The organism is Collinsella sp. CLA-ER-H3, from assembly GCF_040092425.1.
Taxonomy (GTDB): Bacteria; Actinomycetota; Coriobacteriia; order Coriobacteriales; family Coriobacteriaceae; genus Collinsella.
Map to the genome: position 1 here is coordinate 84,873 of NZ_JBBNLP010000009.1, position 23,420 is coordinate 108,292.

At 59.6% G+C, this 23,420-nt stretch carries 23 protein-coding genes and 1 riboswitch; of the genes, 8 read left to right on the forward strand and 15 right to left on the reverse strand.

Features of this window, described 5'->3' with window-relative positions:
* Positions 1–107 precede the first annotated feature (107 nt).
* Together AAAX32_RS08295 and AAAX32_RS08300 are read right to left on the reverse strand one after the other, a co-directional pair.
* Positions 108–278, reverse strand: a complete 171-nt coding sequence (locus AAAX32_RS08295; protein WP_158550218.1) for a hypothetical protein — start codon at positions 276–278, stop codon at positions 108–110.
* Between the two features lie 233 nt (positions 279–511).
* Positions 512–1,738: an argininosuccinate synthase gene (locus tag AAAX32_RS08300; protein ID WP_349100501.1), complete on the reverse strand. Its 1,227-nt coding sequence runs from the start codon at positions 1,736–1,738 to the stop codon at positions 512–514.
* 554 nt (positions 1,739–2,292) lie between these two features.
* Here AAAX32_RS08300 and AAAX32_RS08305 point away from each other — a divergent pair.
* Complete coding sequence (locus tag AAAX32_RS08305; protein WP_349100502.1) at positions 2,293–3,120, forward strand: HAD family hydrolase; 828 nt, start codon at positions 2,293–2,295, stop codon at positions 3,118–3,120.
* Positions 3,121–3,394: 274 nt separating this feature from the next.
* On the opposite strand, the gene polA is transcribed toward AAAX32_RS08305, so the two are convergent.
* A complete protein-coding gene (gene polA, locus AAAX32_RS08310) occupies positions 3,395–6,142 on the reverse strand; it encodes a DNA polymerase I (protein ID WP_349100503.1) in 2,748 nt (915 codons plus the stop codon).
* A 166-nt stretch (positions 6,143–6,308) separates the two neighbouring features.
* On the opposite strand from polA, the gene AAAX32_RS08315 reads away from it, so the two are divergent.
* Both AAAX32_RS08315 and AAAX32_RS08320 read left to right on the forward strand, forming a co-directional pair.
* Complete coding sequence (locus AAAX32_RS08315; RefSeq protein ID WP_349100504.1) at positions 6,309–7,706, forward strand: aminopeptidase; 1,398 nt, start codon at positions 6,309–6,311, stop codon at positions 7,704–7,706.
* A gap of 103 nt (positions 7,707–7,809) precedes the next feature.
* Positions 7,810–8,619, forward strand: a complete 810-nt coding sequence (locus tag AAAX32_RS08320) for a YaaA family protein (protein ID WP_349100505.1) — start codon at positions 7,810–7,812, stop codon at positions 8,617–8,619.
* A 23-nt stretch (positions 8,620–8,642) separates the two neighbouring features.
* Here the strand turns inward: AAAX32_RS08320 and AAAX32_RS08325 are convergent, their stop codons facing one another.
* A complete protein-coding gene (locus AAAX32_RS08325) occupies positions 8,643–9,158 on the reverse strand; it encodes a hypothetical protein (protein ID WP_349100506.1) in 516 nt (171 codons plus the stop codon).
* A 62-nt stretch (positions 9,159–9,220) separates the two neighbouring features.
* A riboswitch (TPP riboswitch) is annotated at positions 9,221–9,337 on the forward strand.
* On the opposite strand from AAAX32_RS08325, the gene thiC reads away from it, so the two are divergent.
* Positions 9,329–10,663 (forward strand): phosphomethylpyrimidine synthase ThiC, encoded by a 1,335-nt coding sequence (thiC, locus tag AAAX32_RS08330; RefSeq protein ID WP_117820371.1) that lies wholly within the window; start codon positions 9,329–9,331, stop codon positions 10,661–10,663. Its footprint overlaps the riboswitch before it by 9 nt.
* Positions 10,664–10,845: 182 nt before the next feature.
* On the forward strand, positions 10,846–11,676 hold the full coding sequence (thiD, locus tag AAAX32_RS08335; protein WP_349100507.1) for a bifunctional hydroxymethylpyrimidine kinase/phosphomethylpyrimidine kinase: 831 nt from the start codon (positions 10,846–10,848) through the stop codon (positions 11,674–11,676).
* Between the two features lie 246 nt (positions 11,677–11,922).
* On the opposite strand, the gene AAAX32_RS08340 is transcribed toward thiD, so the two are convergent.
* The 4 genes from AAAX32_RS08340 to AAAX32_RS08355 all read right to left on the reverse strand — a co-directional run bounded on the left by AAAX32_RS08340 (position 11,923) and on the right by AAAX32_RS08355 (position 15,015).
* Entirely contained in the window at positions 11,923–12,582 is a 660-nt protein-coding gene (locus AAAX32_RS08340) for an SGNH/GDSL hydrolase family protein (RefSeq protein ID WP_349100508.1), read from the reverse strand.
* Positions 12,583–12,660: 78 nt separating this feature from the next.
* A complete protein-coding gene (locus tag AAAX32_RS08345; protein WP_349100509.1) occupies positions 12,661–13,758 on the reverse strand; it encodes a TIGR02452 family protein in 1,098 nt (365 codons plus the stop codon).
* 138 nt (positions 13,759–13,896) lie between these two features.
* Positions 13,897–14,592 (reverse strand): Bax inhibitor-1 family protein, encoded by a 696-nt coding sequence (locus AAAX32_RS08350; RefSeq protein WP_349100511.1) that lies wholly within the window; start codon positions 14,590–14,592, stop codon positions 13,897–13,899.
* An 84-nt stretch (positions 14,593–14,676) separates the two neighbouring features.
* On the reverse strand, positions 14,677–15,015 hold the full coding sequence (locus AAAX32_RS08355; protein WP_006234236.1) for a hypothetical protein: 339 nt from the start codon (positions 15,013–15,015) through the stop codon (positions 14,677–14,679).
* A 250-nt stretch (positions 15,016–15,265) separates the two neighbouring features.
* Between AAAX32_RS08355 and AAAX32_RS08360 the strand changes: the two genes are divergently transcribed.
* The 3 genes from AAAX32_RS08360 to AAAX32_RS08370 all read left to right on the forward strand — a co-directional run bounded on the left by AAAX32_RS08360 (position 15,266) and on the right by AAAX32_RS08370 (position 17,902).
* A complete protein-coding gene (locus AAAX32_RS08360; RefSeq protein WP_117584218.1) occupies positions 15,266–16,315 on the forward strand; it encodes an inorganic phosphate transporter in 1,050 nt (349 codons plus the stop codon).
* A 67-nt stretch (positions 16,316–16,382) separates the two neighbouring features.
* The gene (locus AAAX32_RS08365; protein ID WP_349100512.1) at positions 16,383–17,006 is read left to right on the forward strand and encodes a DUF47 family protein; all 624 of its coding nucleotides are present in this window, start codon (positions 16,383–16,385) and stop codon (positions 17,004–17,006) included.
* Positions 17,007–17,371: 365 nt separating this feature from the next.
* Positions 17,372–17,902, forward strand: a complete 531-nt coding sequence (locus AAAX32_RS08370) for a nitroreductase family protein (protein ID WP_349100513.1) — start codon at positions 17,372–17,374, stop codon at positions 17,900–17,902.
* A gap of 167 nt (positions 17,903–18,069) precedes the next feature.
* Here AAAX32_RS08370 and AAAX32_RS08375 read toward each other — a convergent pair whose 3' ends face one another.
* The 7 genes from AAAX32_RS08375 to pstA all read right to left on the reverse strand — a co-directional run bounded on the left by AAAX32_RS08375 (position 18,070) and on the right by pstA (position 23,420).
* Positions 18,070–18,744: a DivIVA domain-containing protein gene (locus AAAX32_RS08375; RefSeq protein WP_006234242.1), complete on the reverse strand. Its 675-nt coding sequence runs from the start codon at positions 18,742–18,744 to the stop codon at positions 18,070–18,072.
* A 61-nt stretch (positions 18,745–18,805) separates the two neighbouring features.
* Entirely contained in the window at positions 18,806–19,093 is a 288-nt protein-coding gene (locus AAAX32_RS08380; RefSeq protein WP_040358293.1) for a YggT family protein, read from the reverse strand.
* 15 nt (positions 19,094–19,108) lie between these two features.
* A complete protein-coding gene (locus tag AAAX32_RS08385) occupies positions 19,109–19,831 on the reverse strand; it encodes a cell division protein SepF (protein WP_006234245.1) in 723 nt (240 codons plus the stop codon).
* Between the two features lie 60 nt (positions 19,832–19,891).
* Entirely contained in the window at positions 19,892–20,629 is a 738-nt protein-coding gene (locus AAAX32_RS08390) for a YggS family pyridoxal phosphate-dependent enzyme (protein WP_117758726.1), read from the reverse strand.
* Between the two features lie 119 nt (positions 20,630–20,748).
* The gene (locus tag AAAX32_RS08395) at positions 20,749–21,606 is read right to left on the reverse strand and encodes a PhoU domain-containing protein (protein ID WP_006234247.1); all 858 of its coding nucleotides are present in this window, start codon (positions 21,604–21,606) and stop codon (positions 20,749–20,751) included.
* Between the two features lie 92 nt (positions 21,607–21,698).
* Positions 21,699–22,502: a phosphate ABC transporter ATP-binding protein PstB gene (gene pstB, locus AAAX32_RS08400; protein WP_089571588.1), complete on the reverse strand. Its 804-nt coding sequence runs from the start codon at positions 22,500–22,502 to the stop codon at positions 21,699–21,701.
* A 12-nt stretch (positions 22,503–22,514) separates the two neighbouring features.
* Positions 22,515–23,420 (reverse strand): phosphate ABC transporter permease PstA, encoded by a 906-nt coding sequence (pstA, locus tag AAAX32_RS08405; RefSeq protein ID WP_349100514.1) that lies wholly within the window; start codon positions 23,418–23,420, stop codon positions 22,515–22,517.

Consider the following 23,420-nt stretch of genomic DNA (forward strand, 5'->3'; position numbering starts at 1 on the left):
CTTTCTCCAAATACCAAAACAAGCGCCCAAAGCAATGCGCCATATCGCTAAAGCGATTTTTCAACCGCTAGTTTTACACATTCCCCACCGTGTGCGGAGCCATGTAGCTAATTTGCAAAGAAGTGACGCGCCATGCACTTGGCGCCCAACGTCTCCCTCCGGATGTTGCCCTGCGAACCATCGATCCAGGCCTTCAGGCTCATAGGGACGTCCTCGACCCTTGCAGCATCGAACTCGGGCGCGAGGGCAAGTAAAGCATGCGCGATAGCATTGAACATAATGGATACTCCTCATATATATAGGCGCAGAGCCGCCAAATTGATAGAAGGAGCCCCGCCGGACAACCCCGGCGGGGCTCGGACTCAGCCACAGTCGCGGCATCATATATGCGGGCGGAACGTAGGGGCCACCGATGTTAAGAAGTGTCAGCAAGCATAACGAAAGGTAGGGACCCCGTGCGCCCGTTATGTATCACGCGGATGGGCCGCGCGGATACCAAGGGAAGGAGGCGCTAGGCCTGGGCGGCAGCAGAGCTGGGGCCCTGGACCTTTGCCCACGTCTTGAGTGACAGCGTATCGATCTCGATAAAGCCGGCGCTGGCCTTCTCGTCAAACGTAGTGTCGCGGTCGTAGGTAGCCAGACCGTAGTCATACAGGCTAAACGGGCTCTTGCGGCCGACGACATGGCAGTTGCCCTTAAAGAACTTCAGACGGACGGTGCCGGTCACGAACTTCTGGGTGTCGGCCATAAAGGCGTCGAGCGCGTTTTTGAGCGGGCTGTACCACTGGCCGTTGTACACGGCGGTGGCCCAATCCTGCTCGAGCTTGATCTTGGTCTTGAGCAGGTCGCCCTCGACGCAAATGTCCTCGAGCGCCTTGTGGGCGGTGATGAGCGTCAGGGCGCCGGGAACCTCGTAGCACTCGCGGCTCTTAAGGCCCACCAGGCGATCCTCGACCAGATCGAGACGGCCAAAGCCATTGTCGCCGGAGATCTTGTTGAGGGAGATGACAATCTCGGAGAGCTTCATCTTCTTGCCGTCGACGGCGACGGGCTTGCCGGCCTCAAACTCAATCTCAGTGTAGGTCGGGGTGTCCGGCGTGTCCTCGGGGTTCTTAGTCATAACCCAAGCGTCATCGAGCGGCTCGTTCCAGGGATCCTCCAGGTGGCCGCACTCAATGGCACGACCCCACAGGTTGTCGTCGATGGAGTAGGGGTTGTCGTTGGCACCCTCGGGAACCGGCACGTTGTGGGCGTGGGCATAGGCGACCTCGTCGGGACGGCACTTCAGGTCCCACTCGCGAACCGGGGCGATAACCTTGAGCTCGGGGTCGAGGGCCTTTACGGCGGCCTCAAAACGGACCTGGTCGTTACCCTTGCCGGTGCAGCCGTGGGCGACGTAGGTAGCGCCAAACTCGTGGGCGACCTCAACAAGCTTCTTGGCAAGCAGCGGGCGAGACAGGGCGGAGAGCAGCGGATACTTGTTCTCGTACATGGAGTTTGCTGCGATGGCCTTAGTCAGGAACTCATCAGAGAACTCGTCGCGCAGGTCGAGCACCTGGCAATCGAGAACGCCCAGGTCGAGCGCCTTCTGCTTCTTGGCATCCAGTCCGGTCTCTTCCTGGCCCACGTTGCCGCAGACACAAACGACATCGAGATTCTTCTCGTCCTGGAGCCATTTGACACATACGGATGTATCAAGACCACCGGAATATGCGAGAACGACTTTTTCCTTGCTCATGGCTGTTTCCTTTCGCCCTTGGTAGCTAGTTAGAACATCGGTCAGTTGCAAGTCACCTTGAGGTCAAAAACCGTGCAATATCAGGTTAAATAGCAAAAATCAGCACATACATGCCCTAGAAACATGCAGCAATGTCGTGCTAAAACCCAACGACCTCAAAATGACTCTGTTGAGGCAATTCGCCCCATGCGGACAGAGACGATTGTTATCGTCGTCGGGAAATTGCGCGCTGGCGTCGGATGGCATTGTCTGCAGTGGTGATGATCGTTACGAACTGCATCTGCCTCTCCTTTCACCTATCACCGGGCGCAATTCTAATATCGTAAACGGTACCTTTTCCTCGGTAAGCGGTTGTTTTTCCGTCTCCGTTTTCGATGGTCGCTATATTACGCTAAAGTGCCCGCAGCACAAGCGACAAATTCAAATTTCTGAAAAGTTTTTTCATTACTTTGTGAAGCGTGGTGCAAATACGCACCATTCCTGCGAAAATACGCTCGACTACTAGTTGATGGTTATAACGTCTGAAACAATCTCGAAACGAAAGGCGCATTTTTATGCAAACTTACGAATCGGACGCCAACATCGGCAACATTAAGATTCTCGCCGTCGATATGGACAAGACGCTGCTGACCGACGAGCGTGTGCTGCCCCAGGGTCTTGATGAGCGCCTGGACAAGCTCGCCGACGCCGGCATCGTATTCTGCCCCGCCAGCGGACGCCCCGCCCCCAAACTCGAGGAAATGTTCGAGAGCATTAAGAACCGACTTGCTTTTTGTCCCGACAACGGAGCCTGCGTCATCTATCGCGGCAGCTATATCTATAAGAGCAACATCGATGTGGCGCTGTATCAGCAGGTGCTCGCCCGTGCCTCGGAGGACCCGCGTGCCGTTCCCGTCCTGTGCTGCTTCGACGAGTTCTACGTGCTTGCCCGCGACCATCAATACCACGACGAGATCAGCGTCTACTACAACACAATCAACTACGTCGACAGCTTTGAGGGCATTGATTTCGAGTCCAACAAGATTTCGGTCTTCTTCCCCGGCTACGACGCCGAGCCCGCTTTCCGCGAGACCTATAGCCCCGAGTTCTCGGACAAGCTCTACGTCACCAACGCTGGGCGCGAGTGGATCGACTTTATGAACCTGGGCGTCGACAAGGGCGCCGGCATCGCTCACCTGTGCGAGCACCTGGGCATCGATATTGCCGACGCCGCCGCCGTGGGCGACACCTACAACGACATCCCCATGCTCGAGCGCGTCGGTCACAGCTTTATCGTGGACAACGCCGAGGAGCACATGAACGCGCATGCCAAGTGGCGCATTCCGAGCAACAACGACGGGGGCGTACTGACGCTCATCGACGCCATCTTGGCGGCTCGTTAACGCAACCTGTCGGACCTGGCCGGGCGACGCGGGTAAGTTTTTCGTTCGGTCAGGTCCTGGGCTCGCTCGAAGGCCACATTAAGTGGCCTTCGGCTCGTGCGGAATCTACGAAAAACTTACCCGCGTCGCCCGGCCAGGTCCTGCGGTGACTTGCTTGCCGCATGGATGGCGTCTTGGCGTCTGGATACTTGGCTGATAGTTTGGAATGAAGGGGGCTCCTTGTTGGCAAGGAGCCCCCTTCTGTTTTGGTTACTTTGGGGTTGTTGGTATGTCTTTACTTGGCATCGGCCCAGGTTATGCCGGTGCTGGCTTCGGCGATTAGGGGAACGCGGAGGTCCACTACGTGCTCCATGACGTCGCGGACCATGGTGGTTAGGCGCTCGACTTCGTCGACGGGGCACTCAAAGTCCAGTTCGTCGTGCACTTGCAGGATCATGTGGGCGGCAAAGCCTTCTTCTTCCAGGCGACGACTTACGCGGGCCATGGCGATCTTGATGATGTCTGCTGCGGTGCCCTGCATGGGATGGTTCATGGCCGTGCGCTCGCCAAAGCCGCGGAGTTGCGGGTTTTTGGCCTTGAGCTCGGGAATATGGCGTCTGCGGCCATACATGGTCTCGGCGTAGCCCGTCTGCTTGGCGCGCGCCACCACGTTGTCGAGGAACGTACGCACGCCCGGGTAGGCCTCGTAGTAGCGGTCGATCATGTCGCGCGCCTCGGCCATCGAGATATGCAGCGACTGCGACAGGCCGTAGGCCTGCTGGCCATACACGATGCCAAAGTTCACGGCCTTGGCGCGACTGCGCAGGTCGGGCGTTACCTCGGACACCGGCACACCAAACACGCGCGCCGCCGTCTCGGCATGGAAGTCCTCGCCCTCGTTAAAGGCGCGCACCAAGTGCTCGTCACCCGAGAGATGTGCCAGCAGACGCAGCTCGATCTGCGAGTAGTCCACCGCCAAAAAGACGCTTCCCTCGCCTGCCGAAAACGCCGTCTTGACGGTACGCCCCAGCTCCGAGCGCGTCGGAATGTTTTGCAGATTAGGGTCGCTCGAAGACAGACGCCCCGTTGCGGTGATGGTCTGGTTGTACGTGGTGTGCACACGACCGTCACCGCGGCGCAGCGGGCCCAACGTGTCCAGATAGGTTGACTTGATCTTGGACTTCTCGCGCCAGTCTAAGATCAAACGAACAATCTCGTGGTCACGGGCAAGATCACTCAGTACCTTGGCATTGGTCGAATAGTGCCCGCGCTTGGTCTTTTTGAGACCCTTGGTCGGAAGGCCCATCACATCAAAGAGCACATGCGAAAGTTGCATGGGGCTGCCGATGTTAAAGGTCTCGTCACCGGCAAGGTCGCGAATGCTTCGTTCGACCTCGGTGATCTGGGTCGCCAGACCCTCGGACAGACTGTGCAGGCGGTCGGGGTCCACGAGCATGCCCGCGCGCTCCATCTTGGCAAGTACCGGAACGAGCGGCATCTCGATGCCATCGAACACGTTGGCGGCGTTCTCACGGGCCATGCACTCGCGCAACGGCGCCACGAGCGCCAGCGTCAGAGCCGCAGTACGGGCGGCAGGCGCCGGAGCGTCCTCACCAGCACCCTCTGCACCGCGCGCCGCAGGCAACGCCATCTGCAGATAGGTATCGGCCAGATATGCCTCATCGAACTCGGAGCGATCGGAATCCAGCAGATAGGCAGCGACCACGGTATCGAAGATACGCGTGGAATCGGCAGCGAGCGGATCCATGAGCTCGGGCTCAGAAGAATCGATGGGCGAAAGCTCGTGCAGCAGCGCTTTCGTATCCGGGCTCGCCACGCGGCCCTCCATAAACAGGCGCGCAAGCACGCCGGCGATCACACCGTGAGCGAAGTTGAAGCCCTCAACCTCAGCCGCCGCACAGCTGTCGCCCTCCTCGAGCGCGAACAGGCCCTTGGACGTCGCCAACCACAGCGTGCGCGTCAGCCCAAAGAGCGCGCCCTCTTCCTTGTCGTCGTCCACCACGGCGGCGACCCACTCGCCGGCATCAATCGCGCGGGAGACCTCAGCCGCAACGGCACCAAGCGCGTCGGCATCGCCGGCGGCTGCGCGAACCATAGCAGGTATCTCAAACACACTGGAGGCAGCAGTCCCGCCCTCGCCGCCGATCAGCGCCAAGAAACGGTTCTGCATGGCGGTGATACCAAGCGTACCCAGCGCCGCGGACACTTCGTCGGCAGAAAACGCCGGGAAGGACGTCGCCTCAAAGTCGAGCTCGACGGGCGCATCGGTGCGAATTGTCGCAACCTTGCGGCTCAGTAGTGCGTCATCGATGTGTGCACGCAGGTTCTCGCCCATCTTGCCCTTGACCTCATCGGCATGCGCGATGACTTCGTCCAGGCTACCGTACTTCGCAATGAGCGCACTCGCCTTTTTGGGACCGATGCCCGGTACACCGGGGATGTTGTCGGACGTATCGCCCTTTAGACCGTAAAAATCGGGCACGAGCGCCGGCGTAATGCCGTGATACAGGTCGTCCACGCTCTCGGGCGTCATAATCGCCACGTCGGACAGGCCCTTGCGGGTCGAGACCACGTTGACGTGCTCGGTCACGAGTTGATACATGTCGCGGTCGCCGGTCACCAGTAGCATGTCGCAGCCGGCCTCTTCACCCAGGCGCGCCATGGTTCCCAGGATGTCATCGCCTTCCCAGCCCTCGGACTGCAGAATCGGCACGTTGAGCGCGGCGAGCAGCTCCTTAATCATAGGGAACTGCGCATGCAGATCGGGGTCCATGGGCGGGCGTTGCGCCTTATACTGCGGCAGCATCTCCATGCGCACGCGCGGTTTACCCTTGTCAAACGCCACGACGACGCCGTCGGGGTTAAAGGCATCGATCATCTTGAGAAACATGTTCAGAAAGCCAAAGATCGCGTTGGTGGGGCGACCGTCCGGCGCGTTCATGGTCGGCGGCACGGCGTGGAAGGCGCGATGCATGAGCGAGTTGCCGTCGATAACGGCAAAGGTGCGGCGCTTGTCAGACATATTGAATACCTCGCTTTGGGCTGGGCACGGTTTGCTCACTCCAGTTTACACGCTCCCCGCCCCGCGGCCACCTCACATCAAGCTCCCCCGCCACCGTGAGCCCGCGCGTGATACGATGGCTCACGGTACATCAACCAGCACGATCGATCCGAAAGGAGCCTGCGTCATGGAGCGTCCCTGCGCATGGAAAAAGTACACGCCACAGCAAATCGAGGAGCTCGAGGAGCTTTGCCGCGGCTATAAGCAGTTTTTGAGTGAGAACAAGACCGAGCGCCTGTGCGTCAAGGCCGGCATCAAGATGGCCGAGGAGGCGGGATACGTCGACCTGGAGACCGTAATCGCCGCAGGCCGCGAGCTTAAGGCAGGCGACAAGGTGTATGCCGCTAACCACGGCAAGGACCTTATGCTCGTCAATCTGGGCACCGCCCCGCTCGAGCAGGGCTTTAACATCCTGGGCGCCCACGTGGACTCGCCGCGCCTGGACCTCAAGCAGAACCCCGCCTTCGAGGCCGGCGACATGGCTTATCTCGACACGCACTACTATGGCGGCGTCAAGAGCTACCACTGGGTCGCTTCCCCGCTCGCACTCGTGGGCGTCATCTGCAAAAAGGACGGCACCACCGTCGACATCAACATCGGTGACAAGGCCGACGACCCGGTCTTTACCATCTCCGACCTGCTGATCCACCTCTCGAGCGAGCAGATGGCCAAGCCCGCCAAGGACGCCGTCGACGCCGAGATCCTCGACGTGATCGTGGGCGGCCGCCCCGTCAAGTTTGACGAGGACGACAAGGACGCTCCCAAGGAGCCCGTCAAGCAGATGTTCCTGGATATCCTCAAGGAGCAGTACGACGTCGAGGAGGAGGACTTCCTCTCCGCCGAGATCGAGGTCGTGCCCGCCGGCCCCGCCCGTGACATGGGCCTCGACCGCTCCATGATTCTGGGCTATGGCCACGACGACCGTGTCTGCGCCTATCCGTCCATGCTCGCCCAGATCAACGTCGCCAACGTGGAGCGCACGAGCATCACACTCATCGTAGACAAGGAGGAGATCGGTTCCGTGGGTGCCACCGGCATGACGAGCCGCTTCTTCGAGAACACCGTCGCCGAGATCATGACGCTCGCCGGCGAGGATAGCCCGCTGGCCCTGCGCCGCGCGCTCGCCCGCAGCCGCATGCTCTCCTCCGACGTGTCCGCCGGCTTCGACCCGGGCTACGCCGGCAAGTTCGAAACCAAGAACGCAGCCTTTATGGGTCGCGGCCTGTGCTTTAACAAGTACACGGGCAGCCGCGGCAAGGGCGGCTCTAACGACGCCGACGCCGAGTATGTGGCCCTCATCCGCGACATCATGGACGAGGCCGGCGTGGACTTCCAGACCTGCGAGCTCGGTCGCGTCAACGCGGGCGGCGGCGGCACCATCGCATACATCATGGCTAAGTACGGCATGAACGTCATCGACTCTGGCGTTGCCGTCCTGTCCATGCACGCCCTGTGGGAGGTCGCTAACAAGGCCGATATCTACGAGGCCTATCGCGGCTACAAGGCCTTCATCGAGCGCGCGTAACCAACCCTTCGTCAGTTGCGGTGAAATACAGACTAAACTGGCCCATAAACGGCCAAAACAGACCGTATTCCACCGCAACTTCCTTTTTGGCAGAGGAGAGTCCATGCTGCAGGTCGTCATTTCGCCCGCCAAGCAGATGCGCGCGGCCCAAGATGCTTTTGAAGTCCTGGGCATTCCACCCTTTGTGCGCGAGACGGCTCGCCTCCACCGCGCACTGCTAGATATCGAGCGGAATGAAGGCAGCGACAGCCTGCAGGCGCTATGGAACGTGAGTGACAAACTGCTGGGGCCTTGCCTCAACACCCTGCATGAGTTCGGGCCCATCCTGAAAAACGGCGATCTCGACAATCCCGCACTCGCCTGTCACCTCTCCCCTGCCATCATGTCCTATCACGGCATTCAGTACCAGAGCATGGCGCCCGAGGTGATGGATTCCGCGCAGCTCACATGGCTGCAAGACCATCTGTGGATCCTCTCCGGCCTCTACGGGTGCGTTCGTCCCTTCCATGCCGTCGAACCGTATCGGCTGGAGATGGGCGCGAAGCTCGCCGTTGACGATGCCCAAGACCTCTACGCGTTTTGGGGTGACAAGCTCGCGCGGGCTACCGCCCCGGCAGGCTCAAACACCACGATCGTCAACCTCGCCAGCGTAGAGTATGCCAAAGCCGTTCTGCCCCACCTCGCGGACGACGCCACGGCCGTCACATGCCTCTTTGGCGAGGGTATCCGCAACGGGAAGCCCATCCAACGGTCGACCGCCAGCAAAAAGGCGCGCGGCTCCATGGTGCGGTGGATGGCAGAAAACAAGCTCGAGGATGCAAGCGAACTTACCGCATTCAACATCGGCTATCGGCACATCCCCGAGCTTTCAGACAAAAACACCCTGGTTTTCATGAACGCGCAGGCACAATAGGCCCGCCGTTTCCAAACACCCCATTACTCCGCCAAGCCATCGGCCTTTGCAATCTCGCTCGTCGAGCCATCTTGGTAGGTAATCTTAACGTGCTCTACGTCGGATACCGTAACGCCCGACGGAGGTTCCAGACGCCACTCCGTCAGAGCGATATCCATGGTCGTAGGCACATCGCCCTGATCTTTGAGCTTCACCGTGAGTGTTTTGAGTGCCTCATCAAACGTCACGCGTTCGATTTCTTCACCCGGAATAGACCCGCCGCTCAACTGCAGCTGCACAAACTCGTCGCGCGGATACCAGTAGTCGCCCGGTGCGGCCACCGTGTTACCGCCAGCGACCTTCACCGTCATGATCGGCAGGACATCGTCGGCCTCGAACTCCCAGGCAGCGCCGCCGCGACCGCCAAACGTCCAAATACAAAAGGCAATCACCAGCACGGCAAGCACCGCAAAGCCAATCGCGACCAACCCATGGTGCGCACGGCCCTCCTCGGCCGATATGTCCCATTGTGTCTCTCGATATAGATGCTTGTCTTCCATGTACGCCTCCCCACAGGCACGCTCGTTGGCCCAATCGTACCCATTCAGGCTATACTTGAGCCCATGACATAACGGGGAGCTTGCGGGACAAGACGGCAGGCTGAGATTGGGCGCGCCCGCCCTGACCCGCAAACCTGATATGGGTAATGCCAACGAAGGGAGCCGTGCCAATGAGCACACAGACCGAGCCCAAGCTCGTCACGCAAATCGATTTCGCCCGTGCCGGGCAGATCACGCCGCAGATGAAGGAAGTCGCCGAGCGCGAGCATCGCGACCCCGAGTACATCCGCGAGCGCGTGGCCGACGGCCGCATCGCCATTCCCGCCAACATCGTGCATATCAAAAAGGGCATGCGCGCCTTTGGCGTCGGTGAGGGCCTGTCCACCAAGGTCAACGTGAACTTGGGCATCTCGGGCGACAAGGCCGATGCCGCCGAGGAATGGAAGAAGGTCAAGATCGCCGAGGACTTTGGCGCCGACGCCATCATGGACCTCTCCAACTCGGGCAAGACGCGCCAGTTCCGCCAGCAGCTCATCGACGAGACGCCGCTCATGGTAGGCACCGTCCCCATGTACGACGCCATCGGCTACATGGAAAAGCCGCTGGTCAAGCTCACCAAGGACGACCTGTTCGAAGTCGTGCGCGCGCACGCCGAGGACGGCGTTGACTTTATGACTATCCACTGCGGCATCAACAAGTCGGTCACCAAGACCTTTAAGGAGACCGGCCGCCTGATGAACATCGTGAGCCGCGGCGGCTCACTGCTGTTTGGCTGGATGGAGGTCACCGGTAACGAGAACCCGTTCTATGAGTTCTACGACGAGTTGCTCGAGATTTGCCACGAGTACGACGTGACGATTTCGCTCGGCGACTCCTGCCGCCCGGGCTGCCTCTACGACTCCAACGACGCCACCGAGACCGCCGAGATGATCGAGCTGGGCAAGCTGTGCAAGCGCGCTTGGGCCGCCGGCGTCCAGGTCATGGTCGAGGGCCCGGGTCACATGGCGCTCGACGAGATCGCTGCCAACATGAAGCTACAGAAGCGCCTGTGCCACAACGCCCCGTTCTATGTGCTCGGGCCGCTGGTGACCGATATCGGCGTGGGTTACGACCACATCACCGCTGCCATCGGCGGCGCCATCTCCGCCAGCTCCGGTGCCGACTTCCTGTGCTACGTGACACCAGCAGAGCACCTATGCCTGCCTAACGCCCAGGATGTGCTCGACGGCCTCATGGCCACCAAGATCGCCGCACACGCCGCCGACATCGCCAAAAAGGTGCCCCACGCCCGCGACATGGACGACAAGATGGGCCAGGCACGCCGCAAGCTCGACTGGGACGCCATGTGGAAGTGCGCGCTCGACCCGGTTACGGGCAAGAAGCGCTACGAGGAGTCCCCCGCCGCCACCGAGGGCACTTGCACCATGTGTGGCAAGATGTGCGCCGTCCGCACCGTCAACAAGATCTTCGAGGGCACCACGATCGACCTCGGCATGGAGGACTAGCCCTGTCGCCGCGGCCGCTTCTGGCGGCGAGCTGGTGCCTGTCAATTGTTGACGTGTGAACATTTGCTTGCATTTGCGTAAAGATTGCATCGCCCGCCCGGGTTCGACATAGAGTCGGCCCGGGCATCTTTATAATGCTGGCTTATAGACCCATTTGATTCCAACCGAACAAGGGAGCGAACATGGATCGCAGTAAGGTACCTGCCGTTCTATCCATCGCAGGATCCGATTCCAGCGGTGGCGCCGGCATTCAGGCCGACATCAAGACCATCACGGCGCACCGCCTGTATGCCGAGACGGCCATCACCGCCATCACCGCACAGAACACCCTGGGCGTCACCGCCGTGCAGAACATCTCCCCGAATATTGTCGCGGCGCAGATCGATGCCGTTTTTGACGATATCCGCCCCAACGCCGTCAAGATTGGCATGGTTTCCTCTGCCGAGATTATCGATGTTATCGCCGACCGCCTGAGCGCTTGGGACGCACATAATATCGTCGTCGACCCCGTCATGGTCGCGACCTCGGGCGCTCGCTTGATCGCAGAGGATGCCGCCGAAGCGCTTACACGCCGCCTGTTCCCGCTGGCGACTGTCATCACGCCCAATATTCCCGAGGCCATGGCGCTGCTCGATTACGATGTCGATTCCGAGCGCACGCAGCAAAATGCCGCCATGCTTCTCACCCGCCGCTTTGGATGCGCGTCTCTAGTTAAAGGCGGACATTTTGTCAACGAGGCCAACGATGTACTGGCCGAACCCGCGCCACTCGATGACGAGGGCAACCATCTTGGAGATCCACTCACCACGTGGTTCCGCCACAAGCGCATCGAGACCGACAACACACACGGCACCGGCTGCACGCTCTCGTCCGCCATCGCCTGCGCGCTGGCCCAGGGCATGGATCTTGCCGACGCCGTCAATGCGGGCAAGGCATACCTAACCGGCGCTCTCGCCGCCGGCTTTGACATGGGCAAAGGTTCCGGCCCCGTCAACCACATGTGGCAGTACTAAAGTCCGCAACCCAAACCACCACAAAGAACACCTTTGTGGTGGTTCACACAAAGATCTCGATCTATAACAGTAACTCGGCGAAATCGACCCTAGATGTTACAGATCGAGACAAACGACCGATATCGACCTAAATAATCTTAATCTGTAACATCTAGCCCGTTTTCGGCCTTACAACTGTTACAGATCGAGACAAAGCAACGAAACAAGCCACCACAAGGGGAACTTCTGTGGTGGTTTGGGGTCGCGCTACTCACCGAGCATCTCTTGGAGCTTGGCTGCCACGGCGTGACCCAGGCTCTCGTGGCTTTCGGGCATCATATGCAGATAGTCGATATCGCCCGGCTCGGCAAAGTCGGCGGCATTCAAAAAGTCGCAGCCAAACTGCTCAGCCACATGTGCGTAGTACTCACCAAAATGCTCCGAGGCCTCGACGGAACGCTCGTCAAAATCGGTCATATATACATCGGCGATTTGCGGCTTGATCTTGATAGGTGCCATCAGCAGAATACGTGGGCAGGGTGCGGCATTGGTCCAGGGAAATGCACGCACCGCGCGAATCAGCGCCATAGTGCCACGGGCAATATCGGAGGCCGTCACACCAAAGACCGTCTTGCAATCGTTAGTTCCCAGCATAATAACGATCGCATCAAGCGGCTTATGGGCCTCGAGCAGCATCGGCAGCGCGCGGATGCCGTTAAGATTGGTGTCCAAATGGCACATGTCGTCGCGTACCGTCGTGCGGCCGTTGAGGCCTTCTTCAATTACATGCCAGCCCTCGCCTAAGTCACGTTGGGCCACGCCACACCAGCGCACATCCCGCGCATAGCGCACCGCGGTGCCGGCGCGCATGCCCGCCGGATCATAACCATAGGTGTTGCTGTCGCCAAAGCATAGAACGTTTTTCATCGTAAGCCCCTCGCTCGGTAAAAAGCCGACGGGAGCAGCCTCTCCCGCCGGCTCGACCTATCTGTCAGCACGTACCGATTACAGGTACTTGCGCCAATCGTCCTCGTCCTCATCATCCTCGGTAGCAGCCTGGGCCTGCTCGGCGGCGTGAGCTGCCGCAGCGCGAGCGGCAACCTGGGCATAGGACTCCTCGTTGCGCTCGGGGAAGTTTGCCAGTACGTGCTCGAACTTGGCGAAGTCCTCGTCCCAGCGCGTAGAGGGCACGGCAAGGAAGACCTGCTTGACCTTAAAGTCGCCCGACGCAAGCTCCTTGCGGAAGAGCTCGGCCACGGCCTCGGCATCGAAGCCGTTGTTGTCGCAGCCCCATGCGCCCAGCACGAGCTTCTCGCGACCCAACTCGTCGCAGATGGCAAGCACAAAGCGGATGCGGTCGCGCAGGGCATCCAGCAGAGCATCGTCGCTCACGCGATACTCCTGGCGGGCGCGCTTAACGTTGGGCGCAGCGGCCACGATCACGTCGGCGTATGCATGCACGTGGTTGCGGTCGAAGCGCACCGCAGGCACCACCAGGGCGCGGTTGCGATAGAGCTCGCAGTTGATGTTGCGGCGACGGTTCTCGCCGTACCACTTACGCTGCTTATCGAGAACGTTGTACAGATACGAATCGGCGCACAGCGTGGCCTCCTGGCCCAGATAACCCTGAATATAGCCACCGCCCGGGTTGGTGAACGAGGCAAAGGCGAGCACGGCCATGTCGCAGAACTGCGCATAGCCACGACCGTTGTCCAGGATGGCCTGCGTGGCGGAGGCATCGAGCACGGTGACCTCGGGCAGAACCGGAGCGGGCTCCTCAGCGGGCGCGGACTCAGCTTCGGCGATTTCCTCGGCAGGCTCCTCGACGGGCTCGGGCGCTGCCTCGGTCTCGGCAGCCTCCGCGCCCTCGACGTCCTCGGCAACCTGTTCTTCGGTGGCCACAGCACTCTGAACCTTGGCCTTCATCGCCGCGACAAATCCGGCGGGCATACCATCGAACTCGCGCACGCCAGCAAGCGAGCGCTCGATATCCTTGGCGCACGCTTCGGACACGGTCGCCACGTGACGCTCGGCGGCCTTGGCACGGGCCTCGCGCTTGGGATTGGACCTGCGGTTACGGTTCCTGTTGTCGACGTCTGCCATAAGTGGTCACCTTTCTCGGTCTCTGCCGCTATCGGCTTTTCCCATCCATGATACCCCGCCGCGTACAAAAAAGACGGCCCCGAAGGACCGCCTTTCGCATCGATTTGCACACACGGCAAGCACCGCCGCAATTCGTCACTAGTCGCGACGGCCAAGGATGTTCAGGATGCGCAGGAACACGTTGATAATGTCCACGAACAGATTGGACGCCATGAGCACGGCGTTGGGCAGCGTAGGCGGCACCGTCGTGGCAGCATAGGTGTCGTAGCCAATAAAGCCGGCGAACACCACGATCACGATCAAGTCGGTGATGGTCTGCGAGACGCCAATGAACATCAGCACGATCTCAACCAGAATAGTGGCGAGCAGAATGCCAAAACCGATGCCATATACGCGCTGGAAAAACTTGGGGAACGTCACGCCCAAGGCGCCAAAGACGAAGGTGATGGCGGCCGTGGCGATAAAGGCGGTGTTGATGGTGGGCAGGTCGTAGTTGGCAAGGCCAAACGACGCGGTCAGGCCAAAGGTACTCGCAAAGATTACGTAGCCCACAAGGGACAGGCCCACGGACTGCTTGCTGGCGGCGGCCGACATCATGACCATGCCGACGATGGTCAAAATAAACGAGCCAAAGACCAGCGGCAAGGCGGCGCCGCTCATCATCATGCGCGCAAACGACATGGTGCTCGTAAAGTAGGCACCGGCGCCCATGGCGCAAAAGCCCAAGAAGATCAGGGCAGACATGGCGAGATTGTACGCGCGCGGCGACATCTCCTTGGCGCGGCTTGCGCCGCTCTCGACGGGGCCGTTCTGATAGCCCTGGATATCGTTCATAGGTCCGTCCTTTCAAAAAGCGCCACAAATAACGGCGCAGTAGCTGACAAGATTCCTGTCATTGTACCCGAATGCCGTACGTCCTTACCCACGGCGCTCGCCCTCGAGCGTGCGGTCGAATGCCCACACCCACCAACGCATCAGATGGGCCTGCGAGCCATCTGGCCGTTCGCGCGTCTGGTCCTCCAGATACAACTCGGTCGCGTGCCCGCCAAAACGCACCTTATAGGTTGCCGTACGAATGCCGTGAACCGTCAGGCCAAACCCAGTGGTCGAGACAATCTCGTCAATCGTAAAGCAACGACCGTCGACCCAGCAGACGGTGACCGGCACGACCTGTCCGCCCGCGAGGATGCGAGCCACGACGTCCACATACTGCTTGTGCACGCGCCGAGTTTTGCCATCTGTCTGTCGATATTCCATGCCTCCTATTATCGAACGCATGTTTGCATGTTGTAAAGCGAACAGGCTGTGGTTTTGGGGTGTTGGGGCGCGCGCACGTGTCCTCATGGTGTGTTAGCAAAAAGAACACCCACGGTCAACAGGGCTAATATTCATTTTTAGTGCCAAAAAATTCACTGCTCCCATCAGAACTCGGTAAAGAAACCCGCAGGAGGTGATACGATTTATCATGTTTCTGTAACGTGCCTGCAAACTTCGAGAAAGCCCATATATGGACGTAACGTTCTCAACCTTCCTCGGCCAACTTGTGTCGAACCCAGTCCTTGCCGTCACCGTGATCCTCGCGCTCGGCGCCATCTTCGTCAATGGATGGACCGACGCACCCAACGCCATCGCGACCTGCGTCACTACGCGTTGCATGCCCGCCCGCGCCGCTATTCTCATGAGTGCCGCATTCAACTTCCTTGGCGTGCTCATCATGACGCACTTTAACGCGAGCGTCGCCAACACCATCTCCCATATTGTCGACTTTGGCGGAAACAGCACCATGGCGCTCGCCTGTCTGTGCGCGGCGCTGTTCTCCATCGTCGTCTACGGCGCCACAGCGTCGCGTTTTGGCATCCCCACCTCGCAAAGCCACAGCCTTATCGCCGGCCTGACCGGTGCCGCCATCGCCCTCGGCGGTGCGAGCAGCGTCAACGTCCACGAGTGGATGAAGGTCATCTACGGCCTGGCGCTCTCCATCGGTCTGGGCTTTGTCATGGGCTGGGTCCTGTGCAAGCTCGTCTCGATTCTTTTCGCCGCCGCCAACAGGCGACGTGCCAATGTCTTCTTTAAATACGCTCAGATCGCGAGCGCTGCGGCCATGAGCTTTATGCACGGCGCGCAGGATGGACAGAAGTTCATCGGCGTGCTCTTTTTAGGCGTGGCCTTTGCCAGCGGCCAGACGAGCGTCGGCGATGCCGGCATCCCCATCTGGATTATGCTGCTATGCTCGGCCACCATGGGCATCGGCACCAGCGTGGGCGGCGAGCGCATCATCAAGTCCGTTGGCCAGAGCATGGTCAAGCTCGAAAAGTACCAGGGCTTCTCCGCCGACCTGGCGGGCGCCGCGAACCTGCTGCTTGCCACCCTTACCGGCATCCCCGTGTCCTCCACGCACATCAAGACCTGCGCCATCATGGGCGTCGGTGCCGTCAAACGCCTCTCGGCCATCAACTTCGGCGTCGTCAAGGACATGATGTTCACCTGGTTCTTCACCTTCCCCGCCTGCGGACTCATCAGCTTTGTCATGGCCAAGCTGTTCATGATGTTCCTCTAGTCAAACCGAACGTCCATCCGGACCGTAACACCTCGCCCACCCGTCTTCGCCTCGAAAGGACCCACTCATGGCAAAGAAACCCGATTCGTTCTACTTTGACAACTACGTCGCCTGCGCCGACCTCGCCGTCCAGGCCGCCGAGCTGCTTACCAAGATTTTCGAGAACTTCAATCCCGCAAAGATTCACGATATGCTCGACAAGATGCATGCGATCGAGCATGCGGCCGACAAGAAGCACCATGAGCTTGAGGACGCCCTGCTCACCGCCTTTATCACCCCGCTTGAGCGCGAGGATCTGGACCTGATGAGCTGCTCGCTCGACACCGTGCTCGACCGCATCGAGGGCGTCGTGCAGCGCGTCTACTTCACCAACATCCAGAGCATCCATCCCGATGCCATCGTGATCGCCCACAAGGTGACCGACGCCTGCCGCGCCATGAAAGACCTGATGGTCGAGCTGCCTAACTACCGCAAGTCCAAAACGCTGCGCGAGCTCGTCATCCAGATCAACACCATCGAGTCCGAGGCCGACGAGCTCTATATCAACGCCATGCGTAACCTGCACGTTAACGGCAAGGACCCGCTCGAGGTCATCGCTTGGCGTGACGTGTACGCCTTCCTGGAGTACTGCGCCGACTGCTGCGAGAATGTGGCCGATGTCGTGGATTCGATTGTCATGAAGAACAGTTAATTGGGGGCACGTATCCCACCGGTCGCGGGCCCGGCCACTAATACCTTTTTCACTCCGGCTGCAAGCAGAGTCGTTCAAAAGCGGTTAATTAGTGGTACGCGTCCCACCGGCGAAGGCCCGGCACCTATTTGCTTTCTCACTCCGGCTGCGTGGCAGAGTCGTTCGAAAGTAAATAGGTGTCGGGCCTTCGCCTTACGTATCACCATTGGGAACCTGGGCTAATAGGCGGAATGCATGGTGGCTTTGGTTGAAAGCGTCTTTGGCATCAGTCATGACTTTGGGCAGCGCTGAGCGTTTGGCTGAATGTTGCTCTGGGTACCCTTTGGTTGTCTTTTATTTCGTTATTAAATTGTTGGAGGGCTTGTATGTCTTATTTGGATCTGGCTCGGGGTCGTTATTCTTGTCGCGAGTTTGAGAATCGTTCTGTGGAGCAGGCTGTGGTGGATGCCATTGTTGAGGCTGGGCGGATTGCTCCTTCTGCTTGTAATAATCATCCAACCCGTGTGATGGTGTTGGATACGCCTGAGCTTCTGGAGAAGGCTGCTGCTTGTCAGCCTCGGTTTGCTCGTGATGGGTCTATCTTTGGCGCTCCGCTTATCTTCCTTATTTGCAGCGTTACCGATGATGCTTGGGTGCGCCCGTATGATCAGATGAATTCCAGCGAAATCGATACATCCATCGTTTGCGATCAGATGATGATGGAGGCCACCGAGCAGGGCCTGGGAACGTGCTGGGTATGCCATTTTAAGCCAGAGGTGGCACAGGAGCAGTTCAATCTGCCCAAGGGCGTTTATCCCTATCACATGCTTGTCTGTGGCTATCCTGCCGACCACATCGCCGACCCCGAGCATCGCGAGGCCCGTACCATTCCCCTCCCCAACTTCCTCCTCAAGTAGTTTTTTGGCACATGCCCTAAAACCTACCTTTTACCGCTCACCCATTCGCCGAGTTCTGCGCCACAATGTGCAGGGCTCGGTTTTTTATGTTGCGCGCCCCTGCACAGTCATAAAAAAGGACCCGCAAGCTGCGGGTCCTTTCTAGGCACTAAATTGTAGGCCGAATGTTAGTCCAGGTCGTCGGCAGCAAAGTTGTCGATCGGGGCGAAGGGATCGGCCACGGGGACAACCGGGTCAGCGACGGGCAGCGGCTCGGCGGGAACAGTCACTGCAGGAGAAGCGGCAGAACCGACCGGCGTGGAGGCCATCAGATCGGCCGGGAAGGAATTCTGGGCATCGTCCATGAAGTGCTGGATGAGCTTGAGATACTCTGCCTTGAACTCCTCACGGGAAGCCTTGAGACGATCGATCTCCTCGAGCTCGGCCTGCTTCTCGGTCAGAGCCTGGCGGATAACCTCGCGGGCCTTGGCGTCAGCCTCGTTGCGGATACGCTCAGCGTTCTCGTTGGCATCGTTGACGATGGTCTCAGCGGTCTGCTGGGCAGCGATCAGGGCAGCGGAAATCTGGCGCTCCTGAGCGGAGAAGTCAGGGGCGGGAGCAGCCACGGGGGCGGCAGGAACGGCCTGGGCGGTGGCATCCTGAGCTTGGGCAAGCTGAGCCTGCGCATCGGCAAGCTGCTGCTCGGTAGCAGTCAGACGACCCTTAAGGTCGACGATCTTAGCGAGCATAGCGTCAACCTCGGAAGACAGCGTCTCCAAGAAGACGTCGACCTCAGCAGGATCGTAGCCACGCTTGGCCTCAGAGAAAGTCTGAGCCTGGATGTCTGCAGGGGTAATAGCCATAACAAGTCTCCTTTTTCATCGCCTCGGCGCTACACGCCCGACGTAAGTTACTAAGTCAGTTCTACACGAGTATACCTATAAGAAGCTGCAGAACCAGCCTCTGCACCAACTGCAACGCAATAATCGCAACGACCGGCGAAAAATCGATACCGCCCATCGGCGGGATGAAACGACGGAACAGGTTGAGCCACGGACCGCACACGCTATCAAGCACCGCGGCAATATCCTGAAGCAAACCACCCTGCTTCATGGGAATCCACGTCATAAAGCAGTAGACGACAATGAGCGTGGAATAGAAGTTGAACAGCGTGTTGACCAGCTGGACGATAGTGTAGATGTTGATGGGAATCTCCTCGTCTTGTCTTTACTTAAGGTAGCCGTCGGCACGAAGCTTCTTGAGATCGGAATCTTTGACCTCGCAACCGGCGGGCAGCACCATGAACACGCGGTCGCCCACCTCCTTGACCGTGGCACCCAGACCGCAGGCAAAGCCGTAAGAGAAGTCCAAGACGCGCTTGGCAACTTCGGTGCGTACGCCCACAAAAATCAGTGCGACAGGCTGCTTGGTGCGAACGCGGCGCACCACGGTCTCCACGTCGTCATAGCTCTCGGGGCGCAGGACATAGGCCGGCAGCTGCGGCGTGGCGTTGATGATATTGCTCGCATAGGCCGAGGCATCGCTCGGTGCAGGCGCGGGTGCAGCGGCGGCACGGGCGCGGGTATTCTCGGCGTAGCTCGACGGCGTGTCATAGGCACCAGGACGATAACCGCTCGCAACACTGTCCTGCGAGCGCGAAGGCGGGTTATACGTCGTGGCATGGCGGGAGTCATCGCCGACCAGCTGACCGGAGCGCGTATACACGGCAACCGACTCAGCTTCACCGCGGCGCGTCTGGCCAAGCAGGCCGTTGCTCGGCTCGTCTTGGGTGTAGAAGCCCTCGCCCGAAGCACCACTGTAGCCGTTGTTCTGATAGCCATCGTCGTAGCCGTCATCGTAGCCGTAGTCGTCGTCCTGGCCATAACCCTGGTCGTAACCCTGCTGGCCGCCCAGGTGCATCTTATTTTTAATCTCGTCAAGGAAGCCCATGGTTGTGTCCTCTCGCGGTTTAGTGCAGGCGCCCCGATAATCAGTGCGCACTTCAGAGCCTTATTTTACTGCAAACTCCGGGCTAAATACTACCCTGCCCAGGCGAACGAGTGTAGAGCCCTCCTCAAGGGCAGGCTCAAAGTCCTCGCTCATGCCGCAGGAAAGCTCAGGTAGGTTCAAATCGGGATGCGCCGCCTCCAGCTCATCCCTCAGCTCACGAAGCCCCGCAAAGGTGCGGCGTGCCACATCCTTATTCCCCCGGGGCGCCATAGTCATAAGCCCCTGCACGCAAATTCCCTCAAGCTCCGCAAGCTCACCCGCGGCGGCGCGAATCTCATCGGGCGAAAAGCCTCCCTTCGACTCTTCACCACTCACATTGACCTCAATGAGCACACGCTGAGGGCCGGCAAGCTCGCCTGCCCCAATCTTGCGGACAGCACGGCTCGAGATCGCCTGCGCCAGATGCAGCGAACCCACCGAGTGAATCAGCTCGGCTGAGCCCAGCACCGCATTTATCTTATTGGTCTGCAGGTTGCCGATCATATCGAAGCGCACCTCGGGCAGCTCCGGATGCTCCGCCAGACCCGCGAGCTTGCGAACCAGCTCCTGCGGGCGGTTCTCGGCAAAATGGCGATACCCCGCCTGGATGGCGGCAACGGTCTCATCGACACCAACGGTCTTGGACACGGCAATGAGGCGCGCGGCGTCGTGGGGGCGGCCCGCGCGATCGAGCGCCGCATAAAAACGTTCCAGAATCCGCTCGCGGCGAGCGCGCATCAAGTCCAAATAGTTATCCATTGCTAATCGCCTCCGCTGACAGCCAAACAAGTAGTCCCATGCTAACGCAAGAGCGCGGCCCCGCATGTGCAAGGCCGCGCTCACTTAGGTATTTACAATCTTTCGATGAACGGGGTTACTTACTCCTCGTCGTCCTCGCCATCGTCCTCGTCCTCAAGATGATCGAGCAGGTAGCGAAGACCCTCGCTGACCTCGTTAACGGGCACCTTGGCAACGTAGCGTGCATCGACGGCGGGCCTCATGATAACACCCTCGCCCGAAGGCACGCGCATGCTCTCGAGCTCATCCTCATCAGTGCAGGCGATATCACCGGCAGTCATACGCTGTCCGGTCAACAGGAAGGTCAGACGGCAGGCGGCATCGATGGAAATCGAGGCGATGCGATCGAGATAGCGCGATACCATGATGGCGCGGCGCAGGTCGTCATAGTTGCTGTCGTCGTCCATAAAATCGCCCGTGTCCATGCGGTTAAAGGTGCGGAAGAACTTCTCGTAGGCGGCGTGCACTGGCTCGTCCTCGACGGCCAAGTTGCAGATGATGGACATGTCGTTGGTGACGAGCGCAGAAAGCGAAGAGCCCAGTACCTGGTAGACGGCCTCAGCCTCGGCCTCGACCGTGCCGACAAGCTCCTTGGGCAGCGAGATGTCGGCCTTGATCATATGACGCGTGGCGCGGCAAATCTGGCGAACCTTATCGGTCATGCGCTGCAGGTTAAAGTCGACGTAGATGATCGTCTGCAGCAAGCGAAAGTCGGAGGCGACCGGTGACTGCGTGGCAATCAGGTTGTAGCAGACGGCCTCCAGGTTGGCGCAGCGTGCGTCAATCGAAAGCGTGCGCTTCTTGGTCTTGGTGGCGAGCTTGCGGTCGTCGGTCACATAGGCCTTCACGGCATCGTGGAGGGCCAGATCGACGGCCTCGTAGATGCTCAGCATCTCGTGACGGGCCTCGATGAGCTGACGGGAAAACAGTTTGCGCATGGTTCACTCCAATCAGTTGGGTGCGGTCATGCCGCCCGCACAGTGAATACGCACCGGACCAGATCCGATCGGCTTGGGACTAGTCGCACCGATCAGCCAAAGCGGCCGGTGATATAGTCTTCCGTCCGCGAGTCCACCGGGCTGGTGAAGATGGCGTCGGTTTGACCATACTCGATGAGCGTGGCGGGCTCGCCGGCAACTTCCTGCAAGAAGAATGCGGTGTAGTCGCTAATACGAGCTGCCTGCTGCATTGAATGCGTGACGATGATGATCGTCATCTCGGGCGCCAGCTCGGCCATCAGATCCTCGACCTTAGAGACGGACGTGGGGTCGATGGCGGAGCAGGGCTCGTCCATCAGAAGGACATCGGGTTGCACCGCAAGCACGCGCGCGATGCACAGACGCTGCTGCTGACCGCCCGAGAGCGCCAAACCATCCTTGTTGAGCTGATTGGATACCTCTTTCCAGAGGTTGGCGCGCTTGAGCGATTCTTCCACGATGTCATCGAGGTCGCTTTTGCTAGTCACGCCCTGCAGACGAGGGCCAAAGGCGACATTCTCGTAGATGGATTTGGGAAACGGGTTGGGCTGCTGAAAGATCATGCCCACGCGACGACGGAGATCGACCGGGTCGACGCCCTCGGCATAGATATCATTGCCGTCGAGCGTCATGGTGCCCTCGACGCGCGTACCCTCGATCAGATCATTCATGCGGTTGATGCAGCGCAAAAACGTCGACTTGCCGCAGCCCGAAGGGCCAATGAAGGAGGTGATGGCGTTTTTGGCGATGTTGAGGTCAAGCCCCGTCAGCGCATGAAAGTCACCGTACCAAAAGTTGAAATCCTTGGCCGTAATGGCCGCTTGCTCCAGCGTGGGAGCGGACTGATAAACGGACATGGGACTCCTTAACTAGCGACGCTTGCGCGACAGGAAGCGCGCAAACAGGTTGAAGGCCAGAATGATCACCATCAGCAAGAGCGCGGTGCCGTAGGCTGCGTTCATGTTGATGCCGTCGTTTGCAAGCAGGTACAGGTGAACCGTCATGGGGCGGCCGGAATCGAGCGGCGAAATAGGTAGATTGATGGCTTGGCCCATGGTGTAGAGCACCACCGCGGTCTCGCCAATGGCACGGCCGATGGCGAGGACGATGCCCGTGGCAATACGGCCAAAGGCAGAAGGAAGCACGATCTTGGAGACGACCTGCCACTTGGTGGCGCCCAGGCCGTACGCGCCCCAACGGATATAGCGCGGAACGGCGCGAATGGCCTCTTCGGTGGTGCGCATGACGATGGGAAGCATCAAGAGCGCGAGTGCCAGAGCGGCCGAGACCATCGAAAGGCCCAGACCCATGGCCTCGACAAACAAGGCGTAGCCAAACAGGCCCATAACGATAGAGGGCACCGAGGCCAAAGCGTCAGCAGCATAGCGAATGAGCTCGACGACCTTGCCCTGCTTGGCGTACTCGGCCAGATAGACGGCTGCCAGCACAGCAACCGGCGTGCAGATAAGCATGGCGAGCGCCGTCACATAGACGGTCGAGACGATCGTGGGCCAAATTCCGCCCTCGGCGTTGACGCCCTGGGGCCAACCGAAGATAAAGTCGAGCGAGATATGCGGCAGGCCGTTAATGACCACGTAGGCGATGATAGCGACCAGCACCAGTGTGGTAATGTATGCCGCGGCACGAAACACGCCAAGCATGATCTTGTTGGACAGGTCCTTGTTGATGCGGCCCTTCTTGCCGTGGGAAAGGGCACGCTTGATGCGCTCGCGCGACGAGGTCGTATCGACCGTCGTGTCAACGGAATCGGACAT

Excerpts from the sequence above, each read along its gene's own strand:
- AAAX32_RS08295 (WP_158550218.1), bottom strand. The coding sequence starts at position 278 with ATGTTCAATGCTATCGCGCATGCTTTACTTGCCCTCGCGCCCGAGTTC.
- AAAX32_RS08300 (WP_349100501.1), bottom strand. The coding sequence starts at position 1,738 with ATGAGCAAGGAAAAAGTCGTTCTCGCATATTCCGGTGGTCTTGATACA.
- AAAX32_RS08305 (WP_349100502.1), top strand. The coding sequence starts at position 2,293 with ATGCAAACTTACGAATCGGACGCCAACATCGGCAACATTAAGATTCTC.
- polA (WP_349100503.1), bottom strand. The coding sequence starts at position 6,142 with ATGTCTGACAAGCGCCGCACCTTTGCCGTTATCGACGGCAACTCGCTC.
- AAAX32_RS08315 (WP_349100504.1), top strand. The coding sequence starts at position 6,309 with ATGGAGCGTCCCTGCGCATGGAAAAAGTACACGCCACAGCAAATCGAG.
- AAAX32_RS08320 (WP_349100505.1), top strand. The coding sequence starts at position 7,810 with ATGCTGCAGGTCGTCATTTCGCCCGCCAAGCAGATGCGCGCGGCCCAA.
- AAAX32_RS08325 (WP_349100506.1), bottom strand. The coding sequence starts at position 9,158 with ATGGAAGACAAGCATCTATATCGAGAGACACAATGGGACATATCGGCC.
- thiC (WP_117820371.1), top strand. The coding sequence starts at position 9,329 with ATGAGCACACAGACCGAGCCCAAGCTCGTCACGCAAATCGATTTCGCC.
- thiD (WP_349100507.1), top strand. The coding sequence starts at position 10,846 with ATGGATCGCAGTAAGGTACCTGCCGTTCTATCCATCGCAGGATCCGAT.
- AAAX32_RS08340 (WP_349100508.1), bottom strand. The coding sequence starts at position 12,582 with ATGAAAAACGTTCTATGCTTTGGCGACAGCAACACCTATGGTTATGAT.
- AAAX32_RS08345 (WP_349100509.1), bottom strand. The coding sequence starts at position 13,758 with ATGGCAGACGTCGACAACAGGAACCGTAACCGCAGGTCCAATCCCAAG.
- AAAX32_RS08350 (WP_349100511.1), bottom strand. The coding sequence starts at position 14,592 with ATGAACGATATCCAGGGCTATCAGAACGGCCCCGTCGAGAGCGGCGCA.
- AAAX32_RS08355 (WP_006234236.1), bottom strand. The coding sequence starts at position 15,015 with ATGGAATATCGACAGACAGATGGCAAAACTCGGCGCGTGCACAAGCAG.
- AAAX32_RS08360 (WP_117584218.1), top strand. The coding sequence starts at position 15,266 with ATGGACGTAACGTTCTCAACCTTCCTCGGCCAACTTGTGTCGAACCCA.
- AAAX32_RS08365 (WP_349100512.1), top strand. The coding sequence starts at position 16,383 with ATGGCAAAGAAACCCGATTCGTTCTACTTTGACAACTACGTCGCCTGC.
- AAAX32_RS08370 (WP_349100513.1), top strand. The coding sequence starts at position 17,372 with ATGTCTTATTTGGATCTGGCTCGGGGTCGTTATTCTTGTCGCGAGTTT.
- AAAX32_RS08375 (WP_006234242.1), bottom strand. The coding sequence starts at position 18,744 with ATGGCTATTACCCCTGCAGACATCCAGGCTCAGACTTTCTCTGAGGCC.
- AAAX32_RS08385 (WP_006234245.1), bottom strand. The coding sequence starts at position 19,831 with ATGGGCTTCCTTGACGAGATTAAAAATAAGATGCACCTGGGCGGCCAG.
- AAAX32_RS08390 (WP_117758726.1), bottom strand. The coding sequence starts at position 20,629 with ATGGATAACTATTTGGACTTGATGCGCGCTCGCCGCGAGCGGATTCTG.
- AAAX32_RS08395 (WP_006234247.1), bottom strand. The coding sequence starts at position 21,606 with ATGCGCAAACTGTTTTCCCGTCAGCTCATCGAGGCCCGTCACGAGATG.
- pstB (WP_089571588.1), bottom strand. The coding sequence starts at position 22,502 with ATGTCCGTTTATCAGTCCGCTCCCACGCTGGAGCAAGCGGCCATTACG.
- pstA (WP_349100514.1), bottom strand. The coding sequence starts at position 23,420 with ATGTCCGATTCCGTTGACACGACGGTCGATACGACCTCGTCGCGCGAG.